General features: G+C 71.1%; 20 protein-coding genes. 13 read left to right on the forward strand and 7 right to left on the reverse strand.

All coding sequences use genetic code 11. The annotated features are described in order from the left end of the window. Nucleotides 1–123 precede the first annotated feature (123 nt). Both WBG99_RS10120 and WBG99_RS10125 read right to left on the reverse strand, forming a co-directional pair. Entirely contained in the window at nucleotides 124–420 is a 297-nt protein-coding gene (locus WBG99_RS10120) for an MTH1187 family thiamine-binding protein (RefSeq protein ID WP_338896011.1), read from the reverse strand. Next, nucleotides 417–770: a DUF3817 domain-containing protein gene (locus WBG99_RS10125; protein WP_338896012.1), complete on the reverse strand. Its 354-nt coding sequence runs from the start codon at nucleotides 768–770 to the stop codon at nucleotides 417–419. Before WBG99_RS10125 ends, WBG99_RS10120 begins: the two co-directional genes overlap by 4 nt. 189 nt (nucleotides 771–959) lie before the next feature. Between WBG99_RS10125 and WBG99_RS10130 the strand changes: the two genes are divergently transcribed. From WBG99_RS10130 to WBG99_RS10145, 4 genes are all read left to right on the forward strand, one after another. Beyond that, nucleotides 960–1,592, forward strand: coding sequence for an AIM24 family protein (locus WBG99_RS10130; RefSeq protein WP_338896013.1), 633 nt, complete (start codon nucleotides 960–962; stop codon nucleotides 1,590–1,592). 1 nt (nucleotide 1,593) lies between these two features. Next, nucleotides 1,594–2,244, forward strand: a complete 651-nt coding sequence (locus tag WBG99_RS10135) for an AIM24 family protein (protein WP_338896014.1) — start codon at nucleotides 1,594–1,596, stop codon at nucleotides 2,242–2,244. A 2-nt stretch (nucleotides 2,245–2,246) separates the two neighbouring features. Continuing rightward, nucleotides 2,247–3,044 carry an AIM24 family protein gene (locus tag WBG99_RS10140; RefSeq protein WP_338900279.1) on the forward strand — a complete coding sequence of 266 codons (798 nt, stop codon included), beginning with the start codon at nucleotides 2,247–2,249 and terminating at the stop codon, nucleotides 3,042–3,044. Nucleotides 3,045–3,163: 119 nt separating this feature from the next. Continuing rightward, nucleotides 3,164–3,640 carry a MarR family transcriptional regulator gene (locus tag WBG99_RS10145; RefSeq protein ID WP_338896015.1) on the forward strand — a complete coding sequence of 159 codons (477 nt, stop codon included), beginning with the start codon at nucleotides 3,164–3,166 and terminating at the stop codon, nucleotides 3,638–3,640. A gap of 113 nt (nucleotides 3,641–3,753) precedes the next feature. Here WBG99_RS10145 and WBG99_RS10150 read toward each other — a convergent pair whose 3' ends face one another. Together WBG99_RS10150 and WBG99_RS10155 are read right to left on the reverse strand one after the other, a co-directional pair. Then, the gene (locus WBG99_RS10150; RefSeq protein WP_338896016.1) at nucleotides 3,754–5,229 is read right to left on the reverse strand and encodes a HAMP domain-containing sensor histidine kinase; all 1,476 of its coding nucleotides are present in this window, start codon (nucleotides 5,227–5,229) and stop codon (nucleotides 3,754–3,756) included. After that, nucleotides 5,226–5,894 (reverse strand): response regulator transcription factor, encoded by a 669-nt coding sequence (locus WBG99_RS10155; RefSeq protein ID WP_338896017.1) that lies wholly within the window; start codon nucleotides 5,892–5,894, stop codon nucleotides 5,226–5,228. The genes WBG99_RS10150 and WBG99_RS10155 overlap by 4 nt, the downstream gene beginning before the upstream one ends. Nucleotides 5,895–6,038: 144 nt before the next feature. On the opposite strand from WBG99_RS10155, the gene WBG99_RS10160 reads away from it, so the two are divergent. Beyond that, nucleotides 6,039–6,758, forward strand: coding sequence for a PepSY domain-containing protein (locus WBG99_RS10160; RefSeq protein ID WP_338896018.1), 720 nt, complete (start codon nucleotides 6,039–6,041; stop codon nucleotides 6,756–6,758). A 140-nt stretch (nucleotides 6,759–6,898) separates the two neighbouring features. Here the strand turns inward: WBG99_RS10160 and meaB are convergent, their stop codons facing one another. Together meaB and WBG99_RS10170 are read right to left on the reverse strand one after the other, a co-directional pair. After that, nucleotides 6,899–7,855, reverse strand: a complete 957-nt coding sequence (gene meaB, locus WBG99_RS10165; RefSeq protein WP_338896019.1) for a methylmalonyl Co-A mutase-associated GTPase MeaB — start codon at nucleotides 7,853–7,855, stop codon at nucleotides 6,899–6,901. 46 nt (nucleotides 7,856–7,901) lie between these two features. Further along, nucleotides 7,902–9,104 (reverse strand): acetyl-CoA C-acetyltransferase, encoded by a 1,203-nt coding sequence (locus WBG99_RS10170; RefSeq protein WP_338896020.1) that lies wholly within the window; start codon nucleotides 9,102–9,104, stop codon nucleotides 7,902–7,904. 148 nt (nucleotides 9,105–9,252) lie between these two features. Between WBG99_RS10170 and mce the strand changes: the two genes are divergently transcribed. The 7 genes from mce to WBG99_RS10205 all read left to right on the forward strand — a co-directional run bounded on the left by mce (nucleotide 9,253) and on the right by WBG99_RS10205 (nucleotide 19,287). After that, on the forward strand, nucleotides 9,253–9,693 hold the full coding sequence (gene mce, locus WBG99_RS10175) for a methylmalonyl-CoA epimerase (protein ID WP_338896021.1): 441 nt from the start codon (nucleotides 9,253–9,255) through the stop codon (nucleotides 9,691–9,693). A gap of 241 nt (nucleotides 9,694–9,934) precedes the next feature. Further along, the gene (scy, locus tag WBG99_RS10180; RefSeq protein ID WP_338896022.1) at nucleotides 9,935–13,780 is read left to right on the forward strand and encodes a polarized growth protein Scy; all 3,846 of its coding nucleotides are present in this window, start codon (nucleotides 9,935–9,937) and stop codon (nucleotides 13,778–13,780) included. A gap of 237 nt (nucleotides 13,781–14,017) precedes the next feature. Then, on the forward strand, nucleotides 14,018–14,956 hold the full coding sequence (locus tag WBG99_RS10185; RefSeq protein ID WP_338896024.1) for a cellulose-binding protein: 939 nt from the start codon (nucleotides 14,018–14,020) through the stop codon (nucleotides 14,954–14,956). A 310-nt stretch (nucleotides 14,957–15,266) separates the two neighbouring features. Continuing rightward, nucleotides 15,267–16,217 (forward strand): ATP-binding cassette domain-containing protein, encoded by a 951-nt coding sequence (locus WBG99_RS10190; RefSeq protein WP_338896025.1) that lies wholly within the window; start codon nucleotides 15,267–15,269, stop codon nucleotides 16,215–16,217. A 2-nt stretch (nucleotides 16,218–16,219) separates the two neighbouring features. Beyond that, a complete protein-coding gene (locus tag WBG99_RS10195; RefSeq protein WP_338896026.1) occupies nucleotides 16,220–16,990 on the forward strand; it encodes an ABC transporter permease in 771 nt (256 codons plus the stop codon). A gap of 171 nt (nucleotides 16,991–17,161) precedes the next feature. After that, complete coding sequence (locus WBG99_RS10200) at nucleotides 17,162–18,421, forward strand: ATP-binding cassette domain-containing protein (protein ID WP_338896027.1); 1,260 nt, start codon at nucleotides 17,162–17,164, stop codon at nucleotides 18,419–18,421. Continuing rightward, nucleotides 18,418–19,287, forward strand: coding sequence for an ABC transporter permease subunit (locus WBG99_RS10205; RefSeq protein ID WP_338896028.1), 870 nt, complete (start codon nucleotides 18,418–18,420; stop codon nucleotides 19,285–19,287). Before WBG99_RS10200 ends, WBG99_RS10205 begins: the two co-directional genes overlap by 4 nt. An 18-nt stretch (nucleotides 19,288–19,305) precedes the next feature. Here WBG99_RS10205 and WBG99_RS10210 read toward each other — a convergent pair whose 3' ends face one another. Beyond that, on the reverse strand, nucleotides 19,306–19,647 hold the full coding sequence (locus WBG99_RS10210; protein ID WP_338896029.1) for an ATP/GTP-binding protein: 342 nt from the start codon (nucleotides 19,645–19,647) through the stop codon (nucleotides 19,306–19,308). Nucleotides 19,648–19,868: 221 nt separating this feature from the next. Between WBG99_RS10210 and WBG99_RS10215 the strand changes: the two genes are divergently transcribed. Beyond that, a complete protein-coding gene (locus tag WBG99_RS10215; RefSeq protein WP_338896030.1) occupies nucleotides 19,869–20,897 on the forward strand; it encodes an LLM class flavin-dependent oxidoreductase in 1,029 nt (342 codons plus the stop codon). Nucleotides 20,898–20,901 lie beyond the last annotated feature (4 nt).

Here is a 20,901-nt window from a genome sequence, read left to right on the forward strand (position 1 = left end):
TGTCGAACTGAGGGGGGCCGAACGGCGGGTGAGGGTGCCCTGGGGACGCAGCTGCGGTTGACGGGCGACCGCGGGCGGATCAGGGCCGCTCGCGGTCGCCCGCACACAGGCACTCCCGAACTGTCAGGCGCCCCCGAGGAACCGCTCCACGGTCTCCACCTTCGAGGTGAGGCCGTCCGACACGCCGGGGCGGATGTCGGCCTTGAGGACGAGCGAAACCCTCGGCGCCCGATCCTCCACCACGGCGACCGCGCGCCGTACGACGTCCATCACCTCGTCCCAGTCCCCCTCGACGGAGGTGAACATCGCGTCAGTCCGGTGCGGCAGGCCCGACTCGCGGACCACCCGGACGGCGTCGGCGACGTACTCCCCCACGTCCTCGCCGACGCCCAGCGGGGTCACGGAGAAGGCGACGATCACGCGTTCACGGTCCCTTCCTCGCCGGGGCGGGCCGTGATCGCCGCGTCGACCGCGTCCTCGGCCTCGCGGCGCAGCCTGCGGTCGGCGAAGAAGCCGCCGGTGGGCACGACGGAGAGGGCGAAGTAGAGCGCGGCGGTCTTCAGGGACCACTTCGCGCGGTTCCAGGCGTCGGCCCAGAAGACCAGGTACAGGATGAAGAGGACGGCGTGGACCCAGCCCATCACGGGCACCGCGTTGAACTCCGTGGTCCGCTTCAGCACCGAGCAGACGAGCAGCAGCAGGAAGGAGACGGCCTCGGGGGCGGAGACGAGGCGCAGGCGGCGGAGGGCGGAAGCGGTCTTTATGTCCACGGGGTCACCTTCGGTGGGGTCGGCGGGGCGGGTCGTCGCGTCGCGTGTCGGTCTTTGTGAACAGAAGCACAAGCGCGTCCATTCTGGCATCCGTCAACCTTCCGACGGTCTAGGGGTCCCTTCAGGGTCGAGATCCCCCTCCGGGCCCTGTCCTGTCCCCCATGGGCCGGTTACCGTCACCACGTGGCAATGTTCCGACTTCAAGGCAGCAAGGTGCTGGCCGTCGACATGACCGGGGACGCCGTGAAGGCGAAGAACGGCTCGATGGTCGCGTACGACGGTCAGATGACGTTCAAGAAGCTGAGCGGCGGCGGTGAGGGCCTGCGCGGGATGGTGACGCGGCGCCTGACCGGCGAGCAGATGACGTTGATGGAGGTGACGGGGCACGGGACCTGCTGGTTCGCGGACCGGGCCTCCGAGATCAACCTCGTGAGTCTTCAGGGGGACAAGCTGTACGTGGAGTCGAGCAATCTGCTCGCGACGGACTCCGGCCTGCGTACGGGCACGACCTTCACGGGGCTGCGCGGCGCCTCGCAGGGCAACGGCCTGTTCACCACGACCATCGAGGGCCACGGCCAGGCGGCGCTCATGTCCGACGGCCCGGCAGTGGTGCTGCGGGTGAGCCGCCAGTACCCGCTGACGGTGGACCCGGGGGCGTACATCGCGCATCAGGGCGATCTCCGGCAGTCCTTCCAGTCCGGTGTGACGTTCCGCACGTTCATGGGCGAGGGTGGCGGCGAGGCCTTCCAGATCCGCTTCGAGGGCGACGGACTGGTCTACATCCAGCCCAGCGAGCGCAACACGGTGGCGGGAGACGTGTGACATGGCCTTCCGTGAGATCAACTCGAAGATGGTCGAGGCGACACTGTCGCCGGGGCAGCGGCTGTTCAGTCAGCGCGGCGCGATGCTCGCCTACAAGGGCGAGGTGTCCTTCACGCCCAACATCCAGGGCGGCCAGGGCGGCATCGCGTCGATGATCGGCCGCCGGGTGGCGGGCGAGGCGACCCCGCTGATGACCGTCGAGGGCAGCGGCACGGTCCTGTTCGGACACGGTGGCCACCACATCCAGGTGATCAACCTGACCGGCGAGACCCTCTACGTCGAGGCCGACCGTCTGCTCGCCTTCGACGGCACCCTCCAGCAGGGCACGATGTTCATGGGCTCACAGGGCGGCGTCATGGGCATGGTCCGGGGCCAGGTGACGGGTCAGGGCCTGTTCACCACCACCCTGCGGGGTCACGGGGCGGTCGCCGTCATGGCGCACGGCGGCGTGATCGAGGTTCCGATCACCCCCCAGCGCCCGGTCCACGTGGACCCACAGGCGTACGTTGCGCACCACGGCGACGTACGCAACAAGCTGTCCACCGCGCTCGGCTGGCGCGACATGGTGGGCCGGGGCTCCGGCGAGGCGTTCCAGCTGGAGCTGAGCGGCAGCGGCGCGGTGTACGTCCAGGCCTCGGAGGAGAAGCTGTGAGCATGTACGGGGCTCCGGGCGCCGGCCCGACCGTCCACGACCCGATGACGCTGCCGTCCGACGACAACGTCGACCACTACACCTTCTGCGTGGAGCTCAAGGGGAGCCAGTGGTTCCTGCAGAAGGGCAAGATGATCGCCTACTACGGCCAGATGGAGTTCAACGGCATCGGACACGGCCGGCTGGACCGTCTCGTCCGTACGTCGTTCCATTCGCCTCTGCACGCCAGCGACTGGGTCGTCGCCGAGGGATCCGGCAAGATGCTCCTCGCCGACCGGGCCTTCGACGTCAACTCCTTTGACCTCGAAGACGGCAACCTGACCATTCGCTCGGGCAATCTGCTCGCTTTTCAGCCAAGTCTCGCGCTCAAGCAGTCGATCGTGCCGGGCTTCCTGACGCTGATCGGAACGGGCAAGTTCGTGGCGGCCTCCAACGGCCCGGTGGTGTTCATGGAACCCCCGATCCGGGTCGATCCGCAGGCCCTGGTCGGATGGGCCGACTGCCCCTCACCGTGCCACCACTACGACCACGGTTACATGACGGGCGTGATGGGCGGCCTACGTGCGATGACGGGCCTCGGCGGCGCCTCCGGCGAGGAGCACCAGTTCGAGTTCGTCGGAGCGGGCACGGTGCTGCTCCAGTCCTCCGAGACACTCATGGCCGAGCAGGCCATGGGCACGGTTCCGCACGAGCCGGGAGTACCCGGCGGGGGTGGGGCACCCGGTCACCCCGGTCCGCAGGGCGGATCACCGCGCTTTCCCGGACAGCTGGGGGACCTCCAGCGCCGCTTCGGGCTGTGAGCGGTAGTCTGCGGAGTGTGACATCGAACGTGTGCACGTTGTCACGCTCCGACCCGGACGAGCCGCACCACCCGAAACCTCACTAGTTCGCCTTTCAACTTTTTAGGTAGACTTCATTCATGGAGACCGAGACGGCCACGCGCTGGCTGACCGATGCGGAGCAGTGCGCCTGGCGCACTCATCTGGACGTCAACAGGCTGCTGACGCACCAGCTCGAAAGGGATCTGCAGCCGTTCGGCCTGACAATGAACGACTACGAGATCCTGGTGAACCTCTCCGAGTCGGAGGGCCGGCGGATGAGAATGAGCGACCTCGCCGCCGCCACCCTTCAGTCCAAGAGCCGGCTCTCGCACCAGATCACCCGCATGGAGAACGCGGACCTGGTGCGCCGCGAGCACTGCGAGTCCGACCGGCGCGGGCTGTTCGCCGTGCTCACGGAGCACGGCATGGAGACGATGCAGCGGGTCGCGCCGCACCATGTGGCCTCCGTGCGGCGGCACTTCATCGATCTGCTGCCGGTGGAGGCACTGGACGAACTGCACATGTCACTGACGCCCATCGCCGAGCATCTGCGGGCGCATCGCGGCAAACCGTAGCGCTCCGCTGCGTTGGCCGGAGGACGGGGGCTACGGGGCTACGGGCCGGATCGTGGCCGCGGGCTCGTCGTCGCTGGGCGCGCGGTTCCCCGCGCCCCTTGGGTGAGCGGGGGTCACAGGGCGGCCGACCGGGGTGCCGGGGGATTCAGAGGCAGTCTCAGGTCGAACGAGGCTCCTCCGCCGGGGGCGTCGGTGACTGCCAGGGTGCCGCCGTGGCGGACGGCGATGTCCCGGGCGATGGCGAGGCCGAGGCCGGCGCCGCCGTCGTCGCGGGCTCGGGATTCGTCGAGGCGGACGAAGCGTTCGAAGACGCGTTCGCGGTCGGCCCGGGGAACACCGGAGCCGTCGTCGACGACCTGGAGGATCACCCAGTCGGAGGTGGTCCGCAGGGTGACCGCGACACGGTCACGGGCGTGCCGAGCGGCGTTGTCCAGGAGGTTGCCGAGGATCCGGCAGACCTGGTTGCGCGAGCCGCGCAGCACCACGGACTCGACGCCGTCCAGCGTCACACCCTCCCGCGAGGACACCTCTTCCCGCACGACCTCCGCCAGGTCGAACCGCGCGTCGGGCGGTGGCCGCTCCCCCGCGTCGAGGCGGGCGAGCAGCAGCAGGTCGGCGGCGAGGCTCTGGAGTCGTACGGTGTCCTCCACCGCCCCGTCCAGATCCAGCAACTCCGGGTGCGCCGCCGCCACTTCCAGCTGGGTGCGCAGCGACGCGATCGGGCTGCGCAGCTCGTGCGAGACGTCCGCGACAAACGCGCGCTGACGCTCCACCGAGGACTCCAGCGCGGCCAGCGTCTCGTTCGTCGTCCGCGCCAGCCGGGCGACCTCGTCATGCGTGTCCGGCTCCGGTACGCGACGGGAGAGGTCCTCGGAGGCCGTGATGGCCGCCATCTCGGAACGGATGCCCTCGACCGGGCGCAGAGCCCGGCCCGTGACGACGTAGGTCGCGCCGCCGACGGTGACGAGGAGCAGGGGGAAGCCGATGAGCATGGTGGTGAGGGCGGTGCTCACGGCGTCCTGTTCGGCGGAGAGGGGCGATCCCGCGTAGACCGTCAGGGTGACGCCCGCACGGGTGGTCGCCTTCACCGCGGCGAACTGGTACTCCCTGGTCTCGTGGTCGGTGGCCGCGGTGCCCTCGCCGAGCAGTACGGGTTCGGAGACCAGGCCGGCGGTGGGGATGCCGCCCCCGGACGTCTCCTCGTCCTCGCCCTCGTTCTCGTTCTCGTCCTCGCCCCGGTCGGCATCGTCGTCCGTGGTCGAAAGGGCGCTCGCCCGTGCCTCCGCGCCGTCCGGAAGGCCGATACTCTCCAGGTCCTCGCCCGCCGCGACCACCCTCCTTCGCTGATCCACGACCTTGACGGGGGTTTCGTCGCCGTCGTCGAGGTCCAGATCGGCGTACGCCACGTCCGCCGCCACCTGTCGAGCGACTTCGAGGGCGTCGGCCTCCGCCTGGGCATTCGCCTGACCGATCAGGTTGGACCGCAGCGACAGCAGCACCGCCGCGCCCGCCGCGACCAGGGCAACGGCGACGACCACGGTGGCCGCGACCGTGGCTCGCGCTCGCACGGAGCCGAGCACGCGTTTCATGGCCGGGCCTCCAGGCGGTATCCGGCACCGCGAACGGTCCTGATGAGTTCGGCGCCGAGTTTGCGGCGCAGGGCGCTGATGTAGACCTCGACGATGTTGGGATCGCCGTCGTAGGCGAAGTCCCAGACGTGTTCGAGGATGTCGGCCTTGGAGACGACCTCACCGGCACGCGCGACGAGCTGCTCCAGGACGGAGAACTCCTTGGCGGTGAGGGACACTTCGGCCTCGGAGCGGAAGACGCGGCGGGCGGCGGTGTCGAGCTTCAGGTCGCCGACGACATGCACGGGCGAGGCACCGCCGGCCGGGCCGCGGCGCCGGAGCAGGGCCTTCACCCGGGCGACGAGGACGACGTACGAGAACGGCTTGGTCAGGTAGTCGTCGGCACCCGTGTCCAGGCCCTCCGCCTCGTCGTACTCGCCGTCCTTGGCGGTGAGCATCAGGATCGGCACGTCGTGCCCGGCGGCGCGCAGAGCGGCGCACACGCGGTAGCCGTTCATGCCGGGCAGCATGATGTCGAGGATCACGAGGTCGTACGACCCCTCGCGGGCCCGGTGCAGGCCCTCGAGCCCGTCGTGGACGACGTCCACGGCGTAGCCCTCGGCCGTCAGTCCCTTGGCCAGCGACACCGCGAGCCGCTTCTCATCTTCCACGATCAACAGGCGCATGCGCCCAGCTTGGCAAACCCGACCTGAAGACGGCTTCAGGGGGCTTCAGGTCGGCTTCAGAGTCGGTCGGGCAGATTGGTTCCCGTCGAAAGCGCACGGTAGCCACCAAGCCGGGCGCTGTCAGTCCTGACCGGGAGGAACACCATGAAGCGCAACATCGTCATCGCCACCGTCGCGGCCGCGGCTCTGATCGGCGGCGGCACCGCGACCGCCATCGCGGTCACGGGCGACGACGAGGCGCCGGTGAAGCGGTCCAGCGTGCAGGTGTCGGACGGCGACAACGGCCGCGACGACGTCGGCGAGAGGGGCGACAAGGGCAACAGGAACGACGCCGACGACAAGAACGACGCGGACGACGACAGCACTGGCAGGGACGACCGGGACGACGCGGACGACAGGGCCGAGGACGCGGCCGAGGCGAAGGCCGCGGACGTCACGGCCGCCGACGCCATAAGGGCCGCGCTGAAGCACAAGGCCGGTACGGCGGTCTCCGCCGACCTCGACGACGAGGGCACGAACCTGGTGTGGGACGTCCACGTCCTGACCGACGGCGGCAAGTGGTTCGGCGTCCAGATCGACCCCGGCACCGGCAAGGTGCTCGGCTCACACGCCGACCGGGACGACGACGGTGACGACGCCGCCGAGACCGAGCGGATCCGGGCCGCCCTGAAGGGCAGCTCCGTGACCGCCGCCGAGGCCGCCGGGGCCGCTGCCGACAAGGGCACCGTGACCTCCGTCGACCTCGACGAGGAGAGCGGGGACAAGGCATGGGAGGTCGACACCACCGCCACCGACGGCACCGGCAGTGACTGGAGGGTGAACCTCGACTCGGCCAAGGTCACCGCCGACCGCTCGGACGACTGACACCGGTAGGGGCACCCGGCACCGGGTGCCCCTCTCCCGTTCCACGGGGGCTTGTCGCGCGGGGAACCCGCGCGAACGGGGTCCGGGGCGGAGCCCCGAGGTGGGACGGGTAGGGGCGGCGGGGGCGAGAGAGGCCGGGCTCAGCCCTCCGTCAGGCCCGCGACCAGCTCGTCCGCCGCCCGGTACGGGTCCAGTTCGCCCGCCACGATCCGCTCGGCCAGAGAACTGAGGCGACGGTCGCCGTGGAGGTCGGCGATGCGTTCGCGGAGGGCGGTGACGGCGATGGCCTCGACCTCCCGGGCGGCGCGGGCACGACGGCGTTCGGCGAGGACCCCGCGCTCCTCCATCCAGGCTCGGTGCTTCTCCAGGGCCTCGACCATCTCGTCCACGCCCTCCGCCCGCGCCGCGACCGTCTTGACGATCGGGGGGCGCCAGTCGCCGGGGCCGCGGGACTCGCCCAGTCCCAGCATGTGGTTCAGCTCGCGCGCGGTCGCGTCGGCGCCGTCCCGGTCGGCCTTGTTGACCACGTAGACGTCCCCGATCTCCAGGATCCCGGCCTTGGCGGCCTGGATGCCGTCCCCCATGCCGGGGGCCAGCAGCACCACGGACGTGTCCGCCTGGGAGGCGATCTCCACCTCGGACTGGCCGACGCCGACCGTCTCGACCAGGATCACGTCGCAGCCGGCCGCGTCCAGGACACGGATCGCCTGCGGGGCCGCCCACGCCAGGCCGCCCAGATGGCCGCGCGTCGCCATCGAACGGATGTACACGCCCCGGTCGCAGGCGTGCTCCGCCATCCGGACGCGGTCGCCGAGCAGGGCACCGCCGGAGAAGGGGGACGACGGGTCGACGGCGAGCACGCCGACCCGCCGGCCGGCCCGCCGGTAGGCGGTCACCAGCGCCGAGGTGGACGTGGACTTGCCGACTCCGGGCGAGCCGGTCAGACCGACGACGTACGCCCCGCCCGTGAGCGGGGCCAGCGCCGCCATGACCTCGCGGAGCTGCGGGGACGCCCCTTCCACCAGGGAGATCAGCCGGGCGACGGCCCGGGGCCGCCCTTCCCTGGCCTGTGCCACCAGCGTGGGGACGTCCTGCATCACAGCTCCGTTCCGAGTGGCCATGTGCGCCTGCGGACCGCGGTCCTCAGGCCTTGGGTACCCGCACGATCAGCGCGTCACCCTGACCGCCGCCACCGCACAGAGCCGCCGCGCCGACACCGCCGCCGCGCCGCTTCAGCTCCAGGGCGAGATGGAGCACGAGGCGGGCGCCCGACATGCCGATGGGGTGGCCCAGGGCGATCGCACCACCGTTGACGTTCACCTTTTCCGGGGACACGCCGAGGTCCTTCATTGACTGTACGGCGACCGCGGCGAAGGCCTCGTTGATCTCGATCAGGTCGAGATCGGCGACCTGGAGGCCGTCCTTCCCGAGGGCGTGCCGGATCGCGTTCGACGGCTGCGACTGCAAGGAGTTGTCCGGTCCGGCGACGTTCCCGTGGGCGCCGATCTCGGCGAGCCACGTGAGGCCGAGCTCCTCCGCCCTGGCCTTGCTCATGACGACCACGGCGGCGGCGCCGTCGGAGATCTGCGAGGCCGAGCCCGCGGTGATCGTGCCGTCCTTGGCGAAGGCCGGCCGCAGCTTGCCCAGGGACTCGGCGGTCGTCTCGCCCCGGATGCCTTCGTCCTGGCTGAAAACGACCGGCTCGCCCTTGCGCTGAGGGATCTCGACCGGCGTGATCTCGGCGTCGAAGAGGCCGTTCTTCCGGGCGGCGGCGGCCCGCTGGTGGGAGAGCGCGGCGATCTCGTCCTGCTCGGGACGGAGGATGCCGAGACGCGTGTTGTGCTTCTCGGTGGACTCCCCCATGGCGATGTTCTCGAAGGAGTCGGTGAGCCCGTCGTACGCCATCGCGTCGAGCATCTGGATCGCCCCGTACTTGTAGCCCTCGCGGGACTTCGGGAGCAGGTGGGGGGCGTTGGTCATGGACTCCTGGCCACCGGCCACGACCACGTCGAACTCGCCGGCGCGGATCAGCTGGTCGGCCAGCGCGATGGCGTCGAGGCCGGACAGGCACACCTTGTTGATCGTGAGGGCGGGCACGCTCATCGGGATGCCCGCCTTGGCCGCGGCCTGGCGTGCCGGGATCTGCCCTGCCCCGGCCTGGAGCACCTGGCCCATGATCACGTACTGCACCTGGTCGCCGCCGATGCCCGCACGGTCCAGGGCGGCCTTGATCGCGAAGCTTCCGAGGTCGGCTCCGGAGAAGGGCTTCAGCGAACCGAGCAACCGCCCCATGGGCGTCCGCGCGCCCGCGACGATCACCGAGGTCCTGCCGTTCGTTCCAGTCATGAGGTGCGATCCCCTTCCAGCCTGTACGGCCGAGGAGTGAACGAGGGTTTACTTCGAATGTACTGAGTGGCACTCCGTGCCGTCACCTGGCCGCCGGTGTGATCGCGCGCACGTTGCGTAACCACGCGCGGAGCGCTCCACTAACATCATGCTGACGCGAATCGACCACATCGGGATCGCCTGTTTCGACCTCGACAAGACCGTCGAGTTCTACCGGGCCACGTACGGCTTCGAGGTGTTCCACTCCGAGGTCAACGAGGAGCAGGGCGTACGCGAGGCCATGCTCAAGATCAACAGCACGGACGACGGGGGCGCCTCCTACCTCCAGCTCCTGGAGCCCACCCGTGAGGACTCCACCGTCGCGAAGTGGCTGGCCAAGAACGGTGAGGGCGTCCACCACATCGCCTTCGGCACGGCGGACGTCGACGGTGAGGCCGCCGCGATCAAGGACAAGGGCGTACGCGTTCTGTACGAGGAGCCGCGAGTCGGTTCCATGGGGTCACGGATCACGTTTCTGCACCCCAAGGATTGTCATGGCGTACTGACAGAACTGGTCACTTCGGCTCCAGTTGAGTCACCTGAGCACTGACCCCCGTACATATGGGCCGGTAGGGTTGGGGTCGGCCGTCGCCTTCCAAGGGGACGGCCCCGGGTCCTGCCGCCTTCCGACGGCAGGGCTCTAGGGCCGGGGTCCAGGTTTCGGGGCGAGGGTGAGGGCGGCAGCCCGTGCTCCGCCGTTGATCTGACACCATTCCCCGGGGGGCACCGTTCGGCGGTTGGACGGAGCTCTTTGCCAGAGGTTGCGACCAGGGGACGGATGGGACCGCGCAGTGCGGGGCTACGAACGCCAGGAGCGAGAGCCGGCGGCTGACGTCGACCACCTCTCTCGGTTCGAGGCCGAGATGGAGCGGCTGAAGACCGAGCGGGAAAAGGCGATCCAGCACGCCGAGGACCTCGGCTACCAGGTCGAGGTGCTGCGCGCCAAGCTGCACGAGGCGCGCCGCACCCTCATGTCCCGGCCCGCCCACGACGGCGGCGACCTCGGGTACCAGGCCGAGCAGATGCTCCGCCAGGCCCAGATGCAGGCGGACCAGCTGCGCGCGGACGCCGAGCGTGAGCTGAGCCAGGCCCGGGCGCAGACCCAGCGGATCCTGCAGGAGCACGCCGAGCAGGCCGCGCGGCTCCAGGCGGAGCTGCACCAGGAGGCGGTCACCCGCCGCCAGCAGCTCGACCAGGAGCTGTCCGAGCGCCGGCAGACCGTCGAGTCGCACGTCAACGAGAACGTGGCGTGGGCCGAACAGCTGCGGGCCCGCTCCGAGCAGCAGGCCCGCCGACTGGTCGACGAGTCGCGCGCCGAGGCCGAGCAGGCACTGGCCGCCGCCCGCACCGAGGCCGAGCGGCTCACCAACGAGGCCCGCCAGCGCCTGCAGAGCGACTCCGAGGCCGCCCGCAACGAGGCCGACCAGATCCTGCGCCGGGCCCGCGCCGAGGCCGAGCGGCTGCTGAACGCGGCGTCCACGCAGGCCCAGGAGGCCACCGAACACGCCGAGCAGCTGCGCTCCTCCTCCGCCACCGAGTCGGACACCGCCCGCCGCCAGGCCTCCGAGCTGAGCCGGGCCGCCGAGCAGCGCATGACGGAGGCCGAGACGGCGCTCCGCGAGGCGCGTGCCGAGGCCGAGAAGCTGGTCACCGAGGCGAAGGAGAACGCGGCCAAGGCCCTCGCCGGCGCCGAGTCGACCAACGAACAGCGCACGCGTACGGCCAAGGAGCAGGTCGCCCGGCTGGTCAAGGAGGCCACGAAGGAGGCCGAGGCCACCAAGGCAGCCGCCGAGGAAGCCGTCGCGGACGCCAAGGCCGAGGCGGAGAAGCTGCTGGCCGAGGCGGCCGAGAAGGCCCGCTCGGTCACGGCGGAGGAGTCCGCCTCCCAGCTCGCCAAGACGGCCAAGACCGCCGAGGACGTGCTGAACAAGGCGTCCCAGGACGCCAAGAGCACCATCAAGGCCGCCGCGGACGAGGCCGAGCGGATCCGCCGGGAAGCCGAGGCCGAGTCGGACCGCCTGCGCGCCGAGGCGCACGACCTCGCCGAGGAGCTCAAGGGCGCGGCCAAGGACGACACCAAGGAGTACCGCGCCAAGACGGTCGAGCTGCAGGAGGAGGCGCGCAGGCTGCGCGGCGAGGCCGAGCAGCTGCGCGCCGACGCGGTCGCCGAGGGCGAGCGGATCCGCTCCGAGGCCCGGCGGGAGGCCGTCCAGCAGATCGAGGAGGCGGCCAAGACCGCCGAGGAGCTGCTCGCCAAGGCGCGGACGGACGCCGACGAGCTGCGCCAGAGCGCCACCGTGGACAGCGAGAAGGTCCGCACGGAGGCCATCGAGCGCGCTTCGACGCTGCGCCGCCAGGCCGAGGAGACCCTGGAGCGCACCCGTAAGGAGGCCGAGCGGCACCGCGCCGAGGCCGCCGAGGAGTCCGAGGAGCTGAAGGCCGACGCCGAGCGGGCCGCCCGTGAGCTGCGCGAGGAGACCGAGCGCGTCGTCGAGGCCCGCAAGGCCGAGGCCGCCGAGGAGCTGGGCCGGCTGCACACCGAGGCGGAGGCGCGCCTGGTCTCCGCGGAGGAGGCGCTCGCCGAGGCGCGCGCCGGGGCCGAGCGGATCCGCCGGGAGGCCGCCGAGGAGGCCGACCGGCTGCGGGCCGAGGCCGCCGAGCGCATCCGTACGCTCCAGGCGCAGGCCGAGGCCGAGGCCGAACGCCTGCGCGACGAGGCCGCGACCGACGCGTCCGCGTCCCGTGCCGAGGGCGAGGCCGTCGCCGTACGCCTGCGGTCGGAGGCCGCCGCCGAGGCGGAGCGGCTGAAGTCCGAGGCCCAGGACTCCGCCGATCGGGTACGGGCCGAGGCGCAGGCCGCGGCCGTGCGGCTCGCCACGGAGGCCTCGGAGACCCTGGCCGCCGCGCAGGAGGAGGCCGCCCGGCGGCGCCGCGAGGCCGAGGAACTCCTCGGCGCGGCCCGGCAGGAGGCCGACCAGGAGCGCCGGCGGGCCCGTGAGCAGAGCGAGGAGCTGCTGGCCTCGGCGCGCAAGCGCGTGGAGGAGGCCCAGACCGAGGCCGTACGGCTGGTGGAGGAGGCCGAGCGCCGCGCCGGCGAGATGGTGTCGGCTGCGGAGACCCACGCCCAGCAGGTACGGGAGTCCGTGGCCGGGCTGCACGAGCAGGCCCAGGAGGAGATCGCCGGGCTGCGCAACGCGGCGGAGCACGCGGCGGACCGTACGCGCCGGGAGGCCGAGGAGGAGGCGGACCGGGTCCGTTCCGACGCCTACGCGGAGCGGGAGCGGGCCGCCGAGGACGCCCAGCGCCTCCGCGGTGAGGCCCGGGACGAGACGGACGCCGCCAAGGCGCTCGCCGAGCGTACGGTCGCTGAGGCCATCACCGAGGCGGAGCGGGTGCGTTCGGACGCGTCCGAACACGCCCAGCGGGTGCGCACGCAGGCGTCCGACAACATCGCGCGGGCCGACCAGGACGCCTCGCGCACCCGGGCGGAGGCCCGGGACGACGCCAACCGCATCCGCTCGGACGCGGCCACCCAGGCGGACACCCTCATCACCGAGGTGACGGCCGAGGCGGAGCGGCTGACCCGGGAGACCAACGAGGAGGCCGAGCGGGTACGGGCCGAGTCCGTCGCCAAGGCCGACCAGCTGATCGGCGAGGCCACCGACGAGGCGGAACGGCTGCGCGCCGAGGCCGCCGAGACGGTGGGCTCCGCGCAGCAGCACGCCGAGCGGGTACGGGTCGACGCCGAGCGGGCGCGGTCCGAGGCGGAGGCGGAGGCCGACCGGCTCATGGCGCACGCCCGCGAGGAGGCCGACCGCACCCTCGACGAGGCCCGCAAGGACGCCAACAAGCGGCGCTCCGAGGCGGCCGAGCAGGTCGACACGCTCATCACGGAGACGGCGGCCGAGGCCGACAGGCTGCTCACCGAGGCGCAGTCGCAGGCGCAGAAGACCACCGCGGACGCCGAGGGGCGGGCCGACTCCATGGTGGGCGCCGCCCGCAAGGAGGCCGACCGGCTGGTCGCCGAGGCGACCGTCGAGGGCAACTCCACGGTGGAGAAGGCGCGTCAGGACGCCGACGAGCTGCTGGTCGGCGCGCGCCGGGACGCGACCGCCATAAGGGAGCGGGCCGAGGAGCTGCGCGACCGCGTCACGGCCGAGATCGAGGCGCTGCACACGCGGGCCCGCCGCGAGGCGGCCGAGACGATGAAATCCACCGGCGACCGCTGCGACGCGCTCATCAAAGCCGCCGAGGAGCAGTTGGAGAAGGCGACGGCGAAGGCCAAGGAGATCGTTTCCGAGGCCAACTCCGAGGCGGGCAAGGTCCGTATCGCGGCTGTGAAGAAGGCCGAGGGTCTGCTGAAGGAGGCCGAGCAGAAGAAGTCCACGCTCGTCCGCGAGGCCGAGGAGCTGAAGGCGGAGGCGATCCGCGAGGCCCGTCGCACGGTCGAGGAGGGCAAGCGCGAGCTGGAGGTGCTGGTCCGGCGCCGCGAGGACATCAATGCGGAGATCTCCCGTGTCCAGGACGTGCTGGAGGCGTTGGAGTCTTTTGAGGCCCCGTCGGGCAAGGACGGTGGAGTCAAGGCGGGCGCCGCGGTGGGTGCGACTCGTTCCGGTGGCAAGTCATCAGACGGCTAGCGGTGCCGGGATGTACGGGGTATCTTTCCGCGCCTTCCCTGGCAGTACAGACACCACATTGTGCTCGTTCTGTGCTTCTCAGGGTCTTTATGCAAAGTTTCTGGCAAGTATTCCGATGGTCGGCCACCCAAAAGGGGTGTCATTCTCCAGATCAAACGCGCATCTGCTCGATGACACGCCGCTTCGCCCCCTAGGATTCCACCTATCACCTCACCGGTCTCATTCGACAGGAACCCCATGAGCGACACTTCCCCCTACGGCTTCGAGCTTGTGCGGCGTGGATACGACCGCGCTCAGGTGGACGAACGTATCTCCAAGCTCGTCTCCGACCGTGACTCCGCTCTCGCCCGCATCACCGCTCTGGAGAAGCGCATCGAGGAGCTCCACCTCGAGACGCAGAACGCCCAGGCCGCGGTGACCGACGCCGAGCCGTCCTACGCCGGTCTCGGCGCGCGCGTCGAGAAGATCCTCCGCCTCGCCGAGGAGGAGGCGAAGGACCTGCGCGAGGAGGCCCGCCGCGCCGCCGAGCAGCACCGCGACCTCGCCGAGTCCGCGGCCCAGCAGGTGCGCAACGACGCCGAGTCCTTCGCCGCCGAGCGCAAGTCCAAGGCCGAGGACGAGGGCGTCCGGATCGTCGAGAAGGCCAAGAGCGAGGCTTCGCAGCTGCGTGCCGAGGCCCAGAAGGACGCGCAGTCCAAGCGCGAGGAGGCGGACGCCCTCTTCGAGGAGACCCGCGCGAAGGCCGCGCAGGCCGCCGCCGACTTCGAGACGAACCTCGCCAAGCGCCGCGAGCAGTCCGAGCGCGACCTGGCGTCGCGTCAGCAGAAGGCCGAGAAGCGCCTCGCCGAGATCGAGCACCGCGCGGAGCAGCTCCGCCTGGAGGCCGAGAAGCTGCGCACCGACGCCGAGCGCCGCGCCCGCCAGACGGTGGAGACCGCGCAGCGTCAGGCCGAGGACATCGTCGCGGACGCGAACGCCAAGGCGGACCGGATCCGTTCGGAATCCGAGCGCGAGCTGGCGGCCCTGACGAACCGCCGCGACTCCATCAACGCCCAGCTGACGAACGTGCGCGAGATGCTGGCGACGCTGACGGGTGCGGCTGTGGCCGCCGCCGGCACGCCGGCCACGGACGAGGAGCCGATCTCGCGTGGGGTGCCGGCCCAGCAGTCCCGGTAACACTCCCGCCTGACGGCGACAGCCGTGAAGAGGCGACCGGGGCCCGCGCCTCCCCTCCAGGGGGTGCGGGCCTTCGCCGTTCCCGCTGTCCGCGTGGCTGCGGGCGGTCGGGCCGCTGGAGCGGCGTTTGGTAGCGCCGAGTCGCGCGACTCGGCTCCGCTCGGCTTCGGTGCCGGGTGCCCGGTGGCTCGGGGGCGTCCTTCGTCTCGTGGCTGCCGGTGGTACGTGGCTGGTCGCGCAGTTCCCCGCGCTCCTGAAGGGCTTCCCCCCTCCGGTGGCAGGCACCCGGCGGCCGTTCTAGCGTGACCGCGTGATCGAGCTGGAGGGTCTGACGAAGCGGTACGGCGAGAAGGTGGCGGTCAACAACCTCACCTTCGCTGTCCGGCCCGGCATCGTGACGGGTTTCCTCGGGCCGAACGGGGCCGGGAAGTCGACGACGATGCGGATGGTTCTCGGGCTCGACCGGCCCACGGCCGGGGACGTGCGGATCGACAGCCGGCACTACGACGGCCTCAGGGACCCGCTCAGGCACATCGGCGCGTTGCTGGACGCCAAGGCCGTGCACGGCGGCCGTAGCGCCTTCCATCACCTGCTCTGTCTGGCGCAGAGCAATGGCATCCCCAAGGCACGGGTGCACGAGGTGCTGGACACGGTCGGGCTGACGTCGGTCGCCAGGAAGAAGGCGAGGGGGTTCTCGCTCGGGATGGGGCAGCGGCTCGGGATCGCGGGCGCGCTGCTCGGCGATCCGCGGATCCTGATGTTCGACGAGCCGGTCAACGGCCTCGACCCCGAGGGCATCCACTGGATCAGGAACCTGATGAAGGCGCTCGCCGCGCAGGGCCGGACGGTGTTCGTGTCGTCCCACCTCATGAGCGAGATGGCACTGACCGCCGACCACCTCGTCGTGATCGGCCAGGGGCGGTTGCTCGCCGACACCCCGATGGCGGACTTCATCCAGCAGAACTCACGGTCGTACGTACGGATGCGCACGCCGCAGCGGGAACGGCTGCTCGACGTGCTGCACGAGGCCGGTGTGACGGCTGTGGAGACGGGCGGCGGGGTGCTGGAGGTGGACGGCGGGAAGCCGGAGCACATCGGTGAGCTGGCGGCCCGGAACCAGATCGTGCTGCATGAGCTGAGTCCTCGACAGGCTTCGCTGGAGGAGGCGTTCATGCGGCTGACCGCCGAGTCGGTGGAGTACCACGCGCACAGCGGGACGCCTGCCGAGGAGTGGGGCGGCGGCTGGAAGAAGGAGGGCTGAGGATGGCCGCCACCCAGGTCGTCCGGTCGGAGTGGACCAAGATCCGGTCGGTGGCGTCCACGGTGTGGACACTGTCGCTGGCCGGGGTCGTCACGGTCGCGCTCGGTGTGCTGATCTCGCTGCTGTCGAAGCACGAGTTCGACAGGCTGAGCCGTGCGGAACGGCTGTCGTTCGACCCGACGTTCATCAGCTTCGCCGGGATGACCCTCGGGCAGCTGGCGATGATCGTGTTCGGGGTGCTGGTCGTGTCGAACGAGTACAGCACCGGCATGATCCGCACATCGCTGGCCGCCGTGCCGCAGCGGGGCACCTTCCTGTTCAGCAAGATCGCGGTGGCCACCGCACTCGCCTTCGTGGTGGGGCTCGCGACCAGCTTCGTTACGTTCTTCCTGGGGCAGGCGATGCTCGGCGAGCACGGGGCCGGGATCGGCGATCCCGGTGTCCTGCGCGCGGTCTTCGGCGGCGGGCTCTACATGACCCTCATCGCCGTGTTCTCGATGGGGGTCGCGGCGATGCTGCGCAGCCCGATGCTGTCGCTCGGCATCCTGATGCCGTTCTTCTTCCTGATCTCCAGCATCCTGGGCAGTGTCGACGCCACCGAGAAGATCGGCCGGTATCTGCCCGACCAGGCCGGCAGCAGGATCATGCAGGTGGTCACCCCGGTGGGCGACGACACGCCGTACGGGCCCTGGGGCGGCCTCGCCGTCATGGCGCTGTGGGTGGTCGGGGCCCTGCTCGGCGGCTACCTGCTGCTGAAAAGGCGGGACGCGTGATGAGACCCCCGACCAGAGGTTACGTACATGCCAAGCCATGTGCCCTGTGACCTGCGTGGCTTTACTCCCTCTTGAGCGGAACCGTCAACGCCCCGATAAGCTCCTAACCCTTACGGGGGCGTGCGCCCCGACGTCCTGAGGACGTCCTCAACCGTTCGATGGGTGCGGAGCATGATCGAGGCAGTCGGCCTGACGAAGCGCTACGGCGCCAAGACGGCCGTGTACAACCTTTCCTTCCAGGTGCGGCCGGGGGCCGTCACCGGCTTCCTGGGGCCCAACGGCTCGGGCAAGTCGACGACGATGCGCATGATCCTCGGCCTGGACAATCCCACCTCCGGGCAGGTGACGATCGGCGGCTATCCGTACCGCAAGCTGCCGAACGCGGCCCGTCAGGTGGGTGCCCTCCTCGACGCCAAGGCGGTGCACGGCGGCCGGCACGCCCGCAGCCACCTGCTGTCCCTGGCGCAGCTCTCGGGCATCCCGGCCCGCCGGGTGGACGAGGTGCTGGGCGTCGTCGGCCTCCAGGGTGTGGCCAAGAAGCGCTCCAACGGCTTCTCGCTCGGCATGGGCCAGCGGCTGGGCATCGCCGCCGCCCTGCTCGGCGACCCCCAGGTGCTGCTCTTCGACGAGCCGGTCAACGGACTCGACCCCGAGGGCATCCTCTGGGTCCGCAATCTGATGAAGGCTCTTGCCGCCGAGGGCCGTACGGTCTTCGTCTCCTCGCACCTGATGAGCGAGATGGCGCTGACCGCCGACCACCTGATCGTGATCGGGCGCGGACAGCTGCTCTCCGACATGAGCGTGAAGGACTTCATCTCGGCGAACTCCGCGGACTTCGCGCGGGTACGCACGCCCGACACCGAGCCGCAGCTGCGCGAGAAGCTCACGGCCGCGCTGACCGGGGCGGGCGGCCAGGTGCTGCCCGAGCAGGACGGCGCACTGCGCGTCACCGGTCTGCCGCTGCCCCGCATCAGCGACCTCGCGCACGACGCCGACGTACGGCTGTGGGAGCTGTCGCCGCACCAGGCCTCGCTGGAGGAGGCGTACATGCGGATGACGCAGGGCGCCGTCGACTACCGCTCGACGACCGACCAGAAGAACGGTCTCCAGCAGCCCCTGCCGCCCGGCGCGCAGCCGCCGATGCCGGTACCCGGGCAGGGCCAGCCGGGCTGGTACGCCCCGCCGGCGCCGCAGCAGGGCGGCCAGCCGTTCGCACCGGCGCAGGGCGGGCCGCCGGCCGGCCCGTACGGGGCTCCGGCGCCCTCCGTCGCGCCGGCCCCGGCCCCGGGCGGGCCGCAGCCCAACCCGTACGCCCAGGCGACGCCCCAGGCCCCCGCGCAGCCGTCCGCCGCGCCCACCCCCGTGGAGGCCGCCGCCCCCGCCGCGCCCGCGCCCGCCGCCGACCTGACGAAGTCCGAGGACGCCCGATGAGCACGCCCCAGCCACCACTCGCCCAGCAGCAGCCGCCCGCCCCCGACTGGCAGGGGGCGCCCGGCACGTCGTACACCTCGCCGATCCCGGTGGTGCGCACCCACCTCGGGCACGCGATCGCCTCCGAGTGGACGAAGATCAGGTCCGTGCGCTCGACGATGTGGACGCTGGGCGTCTATGTCGTCCTGCTGATCGGCCTCGGCCTCCTCTTCGCGCTCATCGCCGCCTCCACGGACATGAACCTGGAGGGCGAGTCCCCTCTGGGCCTCGGCTTGTTCGGGCTGATGCTCGGCAGCGTCTGCCTCATCACGCTGGGCGTGCTGACCACGGCCTCCGAGTACGGCACGGGGATGATCCGGACCACGATGACCGCGTGCCCGAGCCGCGGCCGGGTGCTGGCGGCGAAGGCGATCGTGTTCTTCGCGCTCTCCTTCACGGTCACCCTGGTCACCACCGCGTTCGTCGGCTTCGTGCAGGTGGCGATCCTGGAGGGCAACAACGCCGCGGACCCGACCGGTGAGGAGTGGTTCAAGGCGACGGTCGGCGTGAGCCTGTTCCTCGCGCTGTTCGGCCTGCTGTCCCTGCTGACGGGCTCGCTGATCAGGCACTCCGCGGGCGCGATCACCATCATGCTCGGTGTCTTCCTCGCCCCTCTGGTCATCGCGATCTTCATGTTCTCGGAGTCGCTGAGGGAGGTGCAGGAGTTCCTGCTGGAGTACTCGATCCCGAGCCAGCTCAGCGTCTTCTACGGCTCGGAGCTCAGCCAGTCCGGCCCGGCCGGCTGGGACCCGCTGTGGATCATGCTCGGTCTGGTGACGGCCGCCTCCGTGGCCGCGTACGCCCTGCTGGAGCAGCGCGACGTGTAGCCGCTCGGCCGGGAGGTGTCAGAACCTCGGCGCGTTACGGGACCGCTGCACCCGCGTGGTGCGGCGGTCCTTCGCGTTCCAGCAGGATTTGTGCCAGTGCCGGCGCTCGTCGACGCCGGAGTGCTCGGGCCAGGCGACGACGTGCGGCACCCCGGAGGGGATCATCTGGTCGCAGCCGGGGCAGCGGTAGGTCTTGCCCGCCGCGCTCGCGCCGGCCACATGACGCACGCTCCACTCCTCGCCCCGCCAGGGCTCACTGGACTGCCAGCCGCCGTACCGGTCCGACCGGTCCTCCGCTGCGCTGCGGCCTGACGGACCCGACGAACCATCGCCCTTGGGGCGGTTGCGACGCGGGGACACGGGACACCTCACGGGGCTGTACAGGGAGCAGAGTGGTTGTCCAGCCTACGCGGGCCCGGTGGGGGTATGCGTACGTCACCAAACACCTCAGATCGCCCTCCGCCCGCAGCATTCTGCAGACAATCCGCAAATCTCGCCGCAAGGCCGTGACTTCGGCACGTGTCACGCGGTTATGCCGGTGGGGGAGCTCCCGAGTCGGAGCCGAGGAAGCAGGAAGTGTGATGCGCGTAGGAGCATTTGTACTGGGAGCCCAGTTCCCCGGCCAGGGCCAGGGGGAGGCGCTCCACCGGGCGGTGCGGACGGCGGAAGTGGCCGACGCGGCCGGGCTGGACGCGGTCTGGCTGGCCGAGCACCATTTCGTGCCGTACGGCACATGCCCGTCGGCTGTCACCCTCGCCGCGTTACTGCTGGGGCGCACCCGCCGGATCCGCGTCGGCACGGCGGTCAGCGTACTGCCCACCGTCCATCCCGTGGCCCTGGGCGAACAGGCCGCCCTGCTGCATGTCACGTCCGGCGGACGCTTCTCGCTGGGCGTCGGGCGCGGCGGCCCGTGGGTCGACCTGGAAGTCTTCGGCACCGGACTCGACGCGTACGAGAAGGGGTTCCCGGAGTCACTCGATCTGCTGGTGCGCTGGCTGCGCGAACCCTCGGTGTCGGCGTCGGGGGAACGATTCAGCTTCCGTGAGGTCCCCGTCGTACCGAGGCCGTCGGAGGACTTGGACGAGACCCCCGGGCCCGAGGTCGTCGTCGCCTCCACCTCGCCGGCGAGCGTGAGGCTGGCCGCCGAGCGCGGGCTCCCGATGCTCCTCGGGATGCATGTCGGGGACGAGGAGAAGGCCGAGATGGTCGCGATGTGGCGCACCTGCGCCCGCGCGGCGGGCCGTTCGCCGGAGGAGATCTCCGGCGCGGCCCATGTCTCGGCCGGTGTCTGTCAGATCGCGGACCGGCGCACCGACGCCGTGGAGGCTCTCGTCAAGGCGATGCCGGGCTGGCTGAGGCAGGGCCTTGACGCCCATGTGACCGTCGACGGCCGTGCCCGCGCCATGCGGGACCCGCTGGCCTACACCGAACTGCTCTGCGGACTCCACCCGGTGGGGACCCCGCGGCTGTGCGCCGACCGGCTCGCGGCGACCAGCGAGCGGACGGGCATCTCCCGGTTCGCTCTGCTCGTCGAGGGCTCCGGCGATCTGTCGGCGACGGAGGAGAACGTACGGCGACTCGGTGCCGAGGTGCTGCCTCACCTCGGCTGAGCCA

It is taken from the genome of Streptomyces sp. TG1A-60 (assembly GCF_037201975.1).
Classification (GTDB): Bacteria; Actinomycetota; Actinomycetes; order Streptomycetales; family Streptomycetaceae; genus Streptomyces.

What these genes read in the sequence shown, in the direction of transcription:
- WBG99_RS10145 (WP_338896015.1), top strand. Translation starts at nt 3,164, where the DNA reads ATGGAGACCGAGACGGCCACGCGCTGGCTGACCGATGCGGAGCAGTGC.
- WBG99_RS10170 (WP_338896020.1), bottom strand. Translation starts at nt 9,104, where the DNA reads ATGACTGGAACGAACGGCAGGACCTCGGTGATCGTCGCGGGCGCGCGG.
- WBG99_RS10185 (WP_338896024.1), top strand. Translation starts at nt 14,018, where the DNA reads ATGAGCGACACTTCCCCCTACGGCTTCGAGCTTGTGCGGCGTGGATAC.
- WBG99_RS10160 (WP_338896018.1), top strand. Translation starts at nt 6,039, where the DNA reads ATGAAGCGCAACATCGTCATCGCCACCGTCGCGGCCGCGGCTCTGATC.
- WBG99_RS10130 (WP_338896013.1), top strand. Translation starts at nt 960, where the DNA reads ATGTTCCGACTTCAAGGCAGCAAGGTGCTGGCCGTCGACATGACCGGG.
- meaB (WP_338896019.1), bottom strand. Translation starts at nt 7,855, where the DNA reads ATGCAGGACGTCCCCACGCTGGTGGCACAGGCCAGGGAAGGGCGGCCC.
- WBG99_RS10215 (WP_338896030.1), top strand. Translation starts at nt 19,869, where the DNA reads ATGCGCGTAGGAGCATTTGTACTGGGAGCCCAGTTCCCCGGCCAGGGC.
- WBG99_RS10140 (WP_338900279.1), top strand. Translation starts at nt 2,247, where the DNA reads ATGTACGGGGCTCCGGGCGCCGGCCCGACCGTCCACGACCCGATGACG.
- WBG99_RS10200 (WP_338896027.1), top strand. Translation starts at nt 17,162, where the DNA reads ATGATCGAGGCAGTCGGCCTGACGAAGCGCTACGGCGCCAAGACGGCC.
- WBG99_RS10155 (WP_338896017.1), bottom strand. Translation starts at nt 5,894, where the DNA reads ATGCGCCTGTTGATCGTGGAAGATGAGAAGCGGCTCGCGGTGTCGCTG.
- WBG99_RS10150 (WP_338896016.1), bottom strand. Translation starts at nt 5,229, where the DNA reads ATGAAACGCGTGCTCGGCTCCGTGCGAGCGCGAGCCACGGTCGCGGCC.
- WBG99_RS10135 (WP_338896014.1), top strand. Translation starts at nt 1,594, where the DNA reads ATGGCCTTCCGTGAGATCAACTCGAAGATGGTCGAGGCGACACTGTCG.
- WBG99_RS10205 (WP_338896028.1), top strand. Translation starts at nt 18,418, where the DNA reads ATGAGCACGCCCCAGCCACCACTCGCCCAGCAGCAGCCGCCCGCCCCC.
- mce (WP_338896021.1), top strand. Translation starts at nt 9,253, where the DNA reads ATGCTGACGCGAATCGACCACATCGGGATCGCCTGTTTCGACCTCGAC.
- WBG99_RS10195 (WP_338896026.1), top strand. Translation starts at nt 16,220, where the DNA reads ATGGCCGCCACCCAGGTCGTCCGGTCGGAGTGGACCAAGATCCGGTCG.